The sequence below is a fragment of the Streptomyces sp. SM1 genome (genome assembly GCF_002910825.1).
GTDB lineage: Bacteria > Actinomycetota > Actinomycetes > Streptomycetales > Streptomycetaceae > Streptomyces > Streptomyces okerensis.
On record NZ_NEUB01000249.1, the window covers coordinates 1 to 9,184 of the forward strand.

The window sequence follows — 9,184 nt, forward strand, 5'->3', positions numbered from 1 at the left end:
CCCGCCGAGGGGCATGACCAGGCCGGCCACCTGCAGCTCCTTGTCCGCGGGCCGGCCCCGGCGCAGCAGTGCCGCGGTCCGCAGGGCGTGCTCGTGCGCGTCGACCGGGACACGGCCGCGGTCGTCCCGCGTGCCCCGGCCGGGACGCAGCAGGTTCATCAGCTCCTCGACGGTGCGCGGTCGCATGCGCGGGTCCTCCCGGGAGACAGCCGTTGCCTGCGGCAGCACACCATGGCGAGTTTGCGGCCCGGCCAACGGGAACTGAACTGCGCCACGACCATGCGACCTTGTCGAAAGCGTCGATGCCCATGTAGTCCGAATGAGTGAATGAAGAAGCCGTAACCATCCTGATATAGCGGTACATCACCGCTGATTGCGCACGCCCCGTCGCGTGATTGTTACCGGCGGTTTCGAGCCCCATCGAGCGGGGGGCTGCTCATTTGGTTACCCTGATGCCGACGGACAGCAGTCAGGGTCCTACCCGCACCCACCGTCCGTCTGGGACCAGCCGGTTCACAACGGCCTGCTCTTCCCCGAGTTACCGGCGCCACCGCGTCCGAACGGCATGCAACTCAGACCCGAGCGGACGTCGGACGCCAGGCACAGGGCCGACGCAGTACGTCCCTAGGGTGACCGACACATAAGGAGTGCGCGGTGACACCGGAGCAGACGAAACGCGAAGAGCGCCCCAAGGAACACCCCGAGCGTTCCGGGCGCAGGCCCGGGCAGCTCGGAAGTCTCGACGTGTGGGCCCGGTCGGCCCCGATCCGCCTGGCCGGCTACGAGGACGACCTCGCCGAGCCGCACATCCTGCCCAGCGTCGACTGACACGGGGCGCGCGCCGTCCGGACCCCTGGGCGTGCCAGACTCGCATCCATGCTGATCAGGGAAGCGTCCCTCGACGACTGGCCGCGCATCTGGCCGTTCTGGCACCGTGTCGTCGCCGCCGGCGAGACCTGCACCTGGGACCCGGGCACCTCCGAGGAGGCCGCCCGGGTCCTGTGGATGAACCCGGCGAAACGGGTGTACGTCGTCGAGGACGGCACCGGGTCCGTCGTCGCCTCCGCGTACGTCACACCGAACTACGGCGGCCCCGCGGCGCGGATCGCCGACGCCGGGTTCATGGTCGACCCCGACCGGGCCGGCCGGGGCATCGGCCGTCTGCTCGCCGGGCACGTCCTGGCGGAGGCGCGGAACGACGGTTACCGGGGCATGGTGTTCAACGCCGTGGTCGAGACCAACCCGGCCGTGGAACTGTGGACTTCGATGGGCTTCACGATCCTGGGCACCGTGCCCGAGGCGTTCGACCACCCCCGGCACGGGCCCGTCGGTCTGCACATCATGTACAAGGCGCTTCTGCCCTGAGGCCGCCGGGCGTCACGGCCGGATGCAGGGCCGGGTCATGATCTCCATGTTGTGGCCGTCCGGGTCGTCGAAGTAGGCGCCGCGTCCGCCGAACAGATCGTTGACCCGGCCCGGCTCGGTGTGACCCGGATCCGCGTAGTAGGTGACGCCGGCCGACTCCAGGCGCGCGATCATGGCGTCGAACCGCTCCAGCGGCACGAGGAAAGCGTAGTGCTGGGACTGGACCGGCTCGTCCCGCTTCTCGTAGTAGTCGAGGGTCACGCCGTTGCCCAGATCGACCGGGAGGAACGGACCGAACGGGGAACCGACCTCCAGCCCCAGGATCCCGGCGAGGAACTCGGCGGAAGTGCGTCGGTCACGGGCGTAGACGGCGGTGTGGTCGAGCTTGATGTGCGGTGCTTCGGGCATGGCTGGACACGTCTCCGGTATCGGTTTCCACGGCTGGGTCGTCCGCGCGAGGTACGCGGAACCGCTCCCGCGCGCGAGGCGCGGTGGGAACTCCCGCGTGCGGGGCGCGGTGGGAAGGGGAACGCGGAGAAGCGGCGGGCCGCGGGCCCGCACGGGCGGGGCGGACCCCCGCACCGGCCTCACGACGAGGCCGGGAGCGCCTTACGTGTATGGCCCATGGCCGACCCGGCAGTCACCCGGCCGACCCTAGGCCCTCCGGCCGGTCACGGCAAGATCCGGACGGCGCCCCGGGGCCGGTGCGGCGGACCGGGCCCGAGGAGCACGGCGGCTGCCGATCGACCGGGACGACGCCGAGCGCCGTATCGAGGCCCGGGCGCGCACCCGGACCGACGCCCCGGACGTCCAGTGGGTGAGCACCGGACGACGACGCCGGAAAGCCGGACGGTCACGGGGACGCGCACGGCACCGGTCCCTGGTTCGAACGGTCACGCACCGGGGGAGTGGTACCCCTGGTGACCACCCGCCCCCAACCATGGAGCGCCCCGCATGCATGACGACCGCACCCTGGTCGAAGCCCGCCTGAGGCGCGTCCTCGACGAACGCGTCCGCCCCGCCGTGTACCCCGAGTCCGTACCCCTCGAGGTCGCGGTGTGGCACGCGCCCGGGGAGCCGGTCCCCGTCGCCGAGGGACTCGCGGCCGAACCCGGGCCCGTCGAGGTCGGCACCCGCTGGGGCGCCCCCTGGGGAACGAGCTGGTTCCGGGTCACCGGGACCGTCCCCGAGGCCTGGGCCGGGAGGACCGTGGAAGCCGTCCTCGACCTCGGTTTCGACGAGAACATGCCCGGCTTCCAGTGCGAGGGACTGGTGTACCGGCCCGACGGCACCCCCGTGAAGGGTCTCCACCCCCGCAACCAGTGGGTGAGGATCGCCGCGCCGGCCCGGGGCGGGGAAGAGGTGCGCCTGCACATCGAGGCCGCCTCCAACCCGGTCGTCCTGGACTACCACCCCTTCCGGCCGACCCGGCTGGGCGACAAGGACACCGCCGGCGGCGAACCGCAGTACCGGCTGGCCCGCATGGACCTCGCCGTGTTCGACGAGACCGTGTGGCAACTGGTGATCGACCTCGAGGTGCTCGGCGAGCTGATGGCCGAACTGCCGGCCGACTCGCCCCGCCGCTGGGAGATCCTGCGCGCGGTGGACCGGGCCCTGGACGCCGTGGACCTCCAGGACGTGAACGGCACGGCCGGACAGGCCCGTTCACGTCTCACCGAGGTGCTGTCCGCACCCGCCGTCCTCTCCGCGCACCGCATCAGCGCCGTCGGCCACGCGCACATCGACTCGGCGTGGCTGTGGCCGCTGCGCGAGACGGTGCGCAAAGTGGCCCGGACGACCGCCAACATGACCGCCCTGCTGGACGACGAGCCCGAGTTCGTCTTCGCCATGTCACAGGCCCAGCAGTGGGCGTGGGTGAAGGAACACCGGCCCGAGGTGTGGGCACGGGTGAAGAAGGCGGTCGCCGGCGGGCGGTTCGTGCCGGCCGGCGGCATGTGGGTGGAGTCGGACACCAACATGCCCGGCTCGGAGGCGATGGCCCGGCAGTTCGTGCACGGCAAACGCTTCTTCATCGACGAGTTCGGCGTCGAGAACGACGAGGCGTGGCTGCCGGACACCTTCGGATTCGCCGCCGGACTGCCCCAGATCATCAAGGCCGCGGGCGCCAAGTACCTGCTGACGCAGAAGATCTCCTGGTCACGGACGAACAGCTTCCCGCACCACACCTTCCGCTGGGAGGGCGTCGACGGCACCCGGATCTTCACCCACTTCCCACCCGTCGACACCTACAACTGCTCGATGACGGGGGCCGAGATCGCCCACGCCGTCCGCAACTTCAAGGACAAGGGCGCGGCCCGCCACTCCCTCGCCCCCACCGGCTGGGGCGACGGGGGCGGCGGCACCACCCGCGAGATGGTCGCCAGGGCGGCCCGGCTCCGGAACCTGGAGGGCTCCGCGAGGGTGACGTGGGAGACACCGTCCGCGTTCTTCGCCAAGGCCGAGGCCGAGTACCCCGAACCGCCCGTCTGGGTCGGCGAGCTCTACCTCGAACTGCACCGTGCCACCCTCACCAGCCAGGCCGGCACCAAACAGGGCAACCGCCGCAGCGAACACCTGCTGCGCGAGGCCGAACTGTGGGCGGCCACGGCGTCCGTACGCACCCCGTTCGCCTACCCCTACGAGGAGTTGGACCGGATCTGGAAGACGGTGCTGCTGCACCAGTTCCACGACATCCTGCCCGGCTCCTCCATCGCCTGGGTGCACCGCGAGGCCCGCGCCACCTACGCCCGGATCGCCGGAGAACTGAACGGCATCATCGACGCGGCCCAGCGCGCCCTGGCCGGCGAGGGGACGGTCCCGCTGGTCTTCAACGCGGCCCCGCACTCCCGCTCGGGTGTCCCGGCGGGCGGCGCGCGTCCGGCCTCCTACGACGGCCGTACGACCCTCGAGGCACGCCCCGGCGGCGGGCACGTCCTCGACAACGGCCTGCTCCGGATCGAGGTCGACGCCCGCGGCCTGCTGGTCTCCGCCCACGACATCCGGGCGGACCGGGAGACCATCGCCCCGGGACGGGCCGGCAACCTCCTCCAGCTCCATCCGGACCTGCCGAACATGTGGGACGCGTGGGACGTCGACGCGTTCTACCGCAACACCGTCACCGATCTGACCGACGCGGACGAGGTGACGGCCGGTGAGGACGGAGCCTCGGTGCGGATCGTCCGCTCCTTCGGCGACTCCCGCGCCGTCCAGGTGCTGTCGCTCCCGCCGGGTGAGCGGCGGCTGGTGGTGGACACCGAGGTCGACTGGCACGAGACGGAGAAGTTCCTCAAGCTCGCCTTCCCGCTCGACCTGCACGCCGAACGCTACGCGTCCGAGACGCAGTTCGGGCACTTCTTCCGCCCCACCCACACCAACACCTCCTGGGAGGCGGCCAAGTTCGAGGCGTGCAACCACCGCTTCGTCCACCTCCAGGAACCCGACTGGGGCGTGGCGGTCGTCAACGACTCGACGTACGGCCACGATGTGACCCGCACGGTCCGCGGCGACGGCGGTACGACGACCACGGTGCGGGTGTCCCTGCTGCGCGCCCCGCGCTTCCCCGACCCGGAGACCGACCAGGGCGTGCACCGCTTCCGGCACGCGCTCGTACCGGGCGCCTCCGTCGGCGACGCGGTGCGCGAGGGCTGGCGGGTCAATCTGCCCGAGCGGCGGCTCACCGGGGCCGGCGAGGTCGCCCCGCTGGTGACGGTGGACCGGGACGCGGTCGTGGTCACGGCGGTGAAGCTGGCCGACGACGGCAGCGGTGACGTCGTGGTCCGCTTCCACGAGGCGCACGGCGCCCGCGCCCGAGCCACCCTCACCACCGGGTTCGCGGCCGGCGGCGTCGAGGTGACCGACCTGCTGGAGCGCCCGCTCGCGGACACCGAGGCACCCTCACTCGACGGTGACCGGATCACCGTGAGTCTGCGCCCCTTCGAGCTGATGACGCTGCGGCTGAAGCGGGACTGACCCACTCGGCCCGGCAGGCAGGGAAGGCCCGGCGCCGCCGGCTTTTCCGACGTCACGCCGACGGCGTACCGGACGTCGTCGCCCCCGGTCGGCCGGTACGCGGCCCGGACCGGCCGGGGCGCTTCCTGGTGTGCGCGGACGGCGACGGCCTCCGGTGGCCACCGCGTGGGCCACCGGGTCCCGCCGCCCACGGCTACGGCCTCCGGTCCGTCCCCGTCAGCCGGGTCGGCGGCAGGAACTCCCGTACGTAGGTGCGTTCCCAGCACGCGCCCGTCTCCCGCAGCTCTCGCCAGGTCGTGTAGCGGTAGCGGAAGAGACGGGCGCGGATGTGCCGGGGCGGCGCGTCCGCGGGGAACGGGGAGCGGCGCAGCAGTTTCAGCGTGTCCCGGTCGTTCTCCAGCAGACGCTCCACCAGCACCCCGAACCACGGGCCGGCGTACGCGGGCGACAGCGCGGCGAACCACATCAGCCAGTCGAGCCGCAGATGGTACGGCGCGAACTGGCGCGGCCAGCGCCGCGGATCACCCGGCTTGCCCTTGAACTCGTACGCCCGCCAGTCGCCGTCCTTGCGGGGCGCCTCGTCCGCCGTGCCCTCCACGACCACCTCGTAGCGGATCCGGCTGACGGTGCCGAACGCCCCGTAGGTGTTGACCAGGTGCAGCGGGTCGAAGGAGCGGTTCATCACCTGGCGCCGCGAGAGCATGTTGCGCACCGGCTGCCAGGAGAGACCGAGCAGCAGCGCGGACACCGCCAGCACGACCACCACGTACCACAGCGGCGCTCCGGACACCGGGGGCGGATCGGCCGGGAACGCGACCACCGGCAGGGCCAGCACGATGGTGACCCAGTTCAGCCACGCGAAGTTGCCGGACAGCACCAGCCACAGCTGGGTGACGATCATCAGCGCGGCGGCGGCCGAGGCGACCGGCTGCGGAGCGAACAACAAGAACGGCACGACCAGCTGGGTGACATGGTTCGCCGCCACCTCGACGCGGTGCAGCGGCTTCGGCAGGTGGTGGAAGAACCAGCTCAGCGGCCCCGGCATGGGCTGCGTCTCGTGATGGTGGTCCAGGCAGGTCAGCTTCCGCCAGCACGCGTCGCCGCGCATCTTGATCAGTCCCGCGCCGAACTCCACCCGGAACAGGACCCACCGCAGCAGGAACAGCACCACGAGCGGCGGCGCCACGTCGTCGTTGCCGAGGAACACGGCGAGGAACCCCACCTCCAGCAGCAGCGACTCCCAGCCGAACGAGTACCAGGTCTGCCCCACGTTGACGACCGACAGGTACAGCGCCCACGGCACCAGCCACAGCAGCATCCCGCCCCACAGCGGAAGCAGCGAGTCCAGCCCCGCGAGCAGCGCCGCCGACACCGCGCAGCCCGTCCAGACGCACACCGCGAAGAAGCGGTCCGAGTAGTACCGGTGGAACAGGCTCGGCGACCTCCTGAACGGCACCCGCTCCACGAAACGCGGCACCGGCAGCATCCCGCGCTCGCCGATCAGCGCGCGGAACTGCAGCGCCGCCGTCAGGAACGCCACCAGGTAGAGGCCGGCCAGCGCCCGCTGGAAGACCAGCCGGCTCAGCCAGTACTCGGACGCGGTGAACCACTCCACGACCCCGCCGCCCTCCTTCCACCGTCGTCCCGACGCGCGCTTCCCCGACTCCCCGTATACCACCGGGCGGCGCGGGAATCCCGTGGGGAGCGGCGGGCCGGACGCCAGCGGTCGAAGAATCGCGTGAATCCTGGCAGGGTGGCCCCATGCCCGATCGGGGAGCGAGCCCCCCGTCACTCCCGGACGACTGGCCGGACCACCCGGATCCGATCCTGGTGCTCAACCGCATGGGCAGCTTCGACTGGGACCTGGACGCCGGGGTGATGCAGATGGACGCCCAGGCGCACGAGATCTTCGACGTGCGCCCCGACGAGTACGACGACCGGCCCGAGACCCTGTCGAGGCGGCTGCCTCCGGCGGAGGCCCTGCGGCTGGACTCCGTCGTCTCCCAGGCCATGAAGAACGGCAGCGAGAACTACGGCGCCTACTTCCGCGTCCGCCGCCGTGACGGCGCGCTGCGCTGGACCCACACCCAGGGCTACATCCGCCGGGACGCGACCGGCCGGCCCCGCCGCATCATCGGCATCGTCCGGGACGCCACCCAGGAACTCAGCGACTCCGAGGCCCGCCGCGCGCAGGCCGAACAGGAGGACGCCCGCCGCCGGCGGACCAACGTCGTCCAGCTCACCACCGCCGCCCTCGCCCACGCCCGCACCGTGCGGGAGGTCATCGACGCCCTCAAGGACACGCACGGACTCACCCATCTGGGCGCGACCAGTCTCGTCATGGGACTGGTCGAGGCGGGCCGGATCCGGCTCATCGCGGAGGGACCCGACGGCAGCTTCGTCGAGGGCACCCGCATCACCCGGATAGACGAGGACTACCCGATGAGCGAGGCGGTCCGGACCCTCGGCCCGTGCTTCATCGAGTCGCCGGAGGAGTTCGCCGAGCGCTACCCGAAGCTCTGGCAGGGCATCACCGGCCTGAACATCACCTCGGCCGCCTATCTGCCGCTCATCGTGCAGGCCCGCCCGATCGGCGCCATGGGCCTGCTCTACAGCGACCGGCGCGGCTTCTCCGCCGAGGAGCGCAACATCCTGGTCGCCCTGGGCAGCAGCATCGCGCAGAGCCTGCAGCGCGCGATGTTCTACGAGCAGGAGATGGACCTCGCCCAGGGACTGCAGCAGGCCATGCTGCCGCGCACCATCCCCAGCGTGCCCGGCGCCGACCTCGCCGTGCGCTACCGCGCCGCCACCGTCGGCGGCACCTTCGGCCGGGACATCGGCGGGGACTGGTACGACCTGATCCCGCTGCCCGGCGGCCGGGTCGGCGCCGTCATCGGCGACGTCCAGGGCCACGACACGCACGCCGCCGCCGTCATGGGCCAGCTGCGCATCGTGCTGCGGGCCTACGCCGCGGAGGGGCATCCGCCGGCCACTGTGATGGCCCGTGCCTCCGTCTTCCTGGACGAACTGGACACCGACCGCTCCGCGACCTGCCTCTATGCCGAGGCCGACCTGTCCACCGGCGTGTTCCAGGCGGTGCGGGCCGGACACATCGACCCGCTGGTCCGCCGCACCGACGGCTCCTGCGAACGGCTCTCGGTGCCCGGCGGCCTGCCGCTCGGTCTGTCCGCCGAGTTCGGCGGGCTCGACTACCCGGTCGGCACCATGGAGCTCGACCCCGGTGACACCCTGCTGCTGTGCACCGACGGCCTGGTCGAGCAGCCCGGCGCCGACCTGGACGACGGCATGAGGACCCTGTGCGCGCTGATCGCCGTCGGCCCCGACGACGTGCGCGACCTCGCCGACCGGCTCATCGACGTCGCCGAGGAACGCGGCGGTGACGACGACGTGGCGCTGCTCCTGCTGCGCCGCCGCGCCCTGGACAGCCCGCGCTCCGGCGGCCGGCTCAAGCAGTACGTGCAGCCCGGCGACCCGGGCGCGCTCTCCGAGACCCGGCGCATGATCCGTACGGCGGTCAGCGCGTGGGGCGCGCGGGACCGGGCCGACGAGATCGAACTGGTCGCCGACGAGATGATCACCAACGTGCTGATGCACACCGAGGGCACCGCGGTCGTCACCCTGAGGGTCCTCACCGGCAAGGACCGGCGCCTGCGCGTGGAGGTCGAGGACTCCTCCAGCGCCCTGCCACGCCGCCGCGAGCCCGGTGAGTCGGGCGTCTCCGGCCGGGGCCTGCTCCTGGTGGAGATGCTCACCGACGTCTGGGGCGTGGAGGCGCGGGGCGGCGGCAAGTGCGTGTGGAGCGAGTTCGTGGTGGGCAGGGGCCCCGACC

The 9,184-nt window shown here is 72.0% G+C and carries 6 protein-coding genes and 1 pseudogene; 4 read left to right on the plus strand and 3 right to left on the minus strand.

The genetic code is table 11. From position 1 onward, the window contains the following. Positions 1-186: pseudogene (locus B9S61_RS05855) on the minus strand (hypothetical protein); the annotation flags it as partial. A 468-nt stretch (positions 187-654) separates the two neighbouring features. On the opposite strand from B9S61_RS05855, the gene B9S61_RS05860 reads away from it, so the two are divergent. Further along, complete coding sequence (locus B9S61_RS05860) at positions 655-828, plus strand: hypothetical protein (RefSeq protein WP_103541234.1); 174 nt, start codon at positions 655-657, stop codon at positions 826-828. A 48-nt stretch (positions 829-876) separates the two neighbouring features. Continuing rightward, positions 877-1,365 (plus strand): GNAT family N-acetyltransferase, encoded by a 489-nt coding sequence (locus tag B9S61_RS05865; RefSeq protein WP_103541235.1) that lies wholly within the window; start codon positions 877-879, stop codon positions 1,363-1,365. A 12-nt stretch (positions 1,366-1,377) separates the two neighbouring features. Here the strand turns inward: B9S61_RS05865 and B9S61_RS05870 are convergent, their stop codons facing one another. Further along, on the minus strand, positions 1,378-1,773 hold the full coding sequence (locus B9S61_RS05870; RefSeq protein ID WP_103541236.1) for a VOC family protein: 396 nt from the start codon (positions 1,771-1,773) through the stop codon (positions 1,378-1,380). 546 nt (positions 1,774-2,319) lie between these two features. Between B9S61_RS05870 and B9S61_RS05875 the strand changes: the two genes are divergently transcribed. Beyond that, positions 2,320-5,334, plus strand: coding sequence for a glycoside hydrolase family 38 C-terminal domain-containing protein (locus B9S61_RS05875; protein WP_103541237.1), 3,015 nt, complete (start codon positions 2,320-2,322; stop codon positions 5,332-5,334). A gap of 193 nt (positions 5,335-5,527) precedes the next feature. Here B9S61_RS05875 and B9S61_RS05880 read toward each other — a convergent pair whose 3' ends face one another. Then, on the minus strand, positions 5,528-6,949 hold the full coding sequence (locus B9S61_RS05880) for a lipase maturation factor family protein (RefSeq protein WP_103541238.1): 1,422 nt from the start codon (positions 6,947-6,949) through the stop codon (positions 5,528-5,530). A 146-nt stretch (positions 6,950-7,095) separates the two neighbouring features. Between B9S61_RS05880 and B9S61_RS05885 the strand changes: the two genes are divergently transcribed. Continuing rightward, a partial coding sequence (locus B9S61_RS05885; protein WP_103541239.1) for a SpoIIE family protein phosphatase occupies positions 7,096-9,184 on the plus strand: 2,089 nt, incomplete at its 3' end.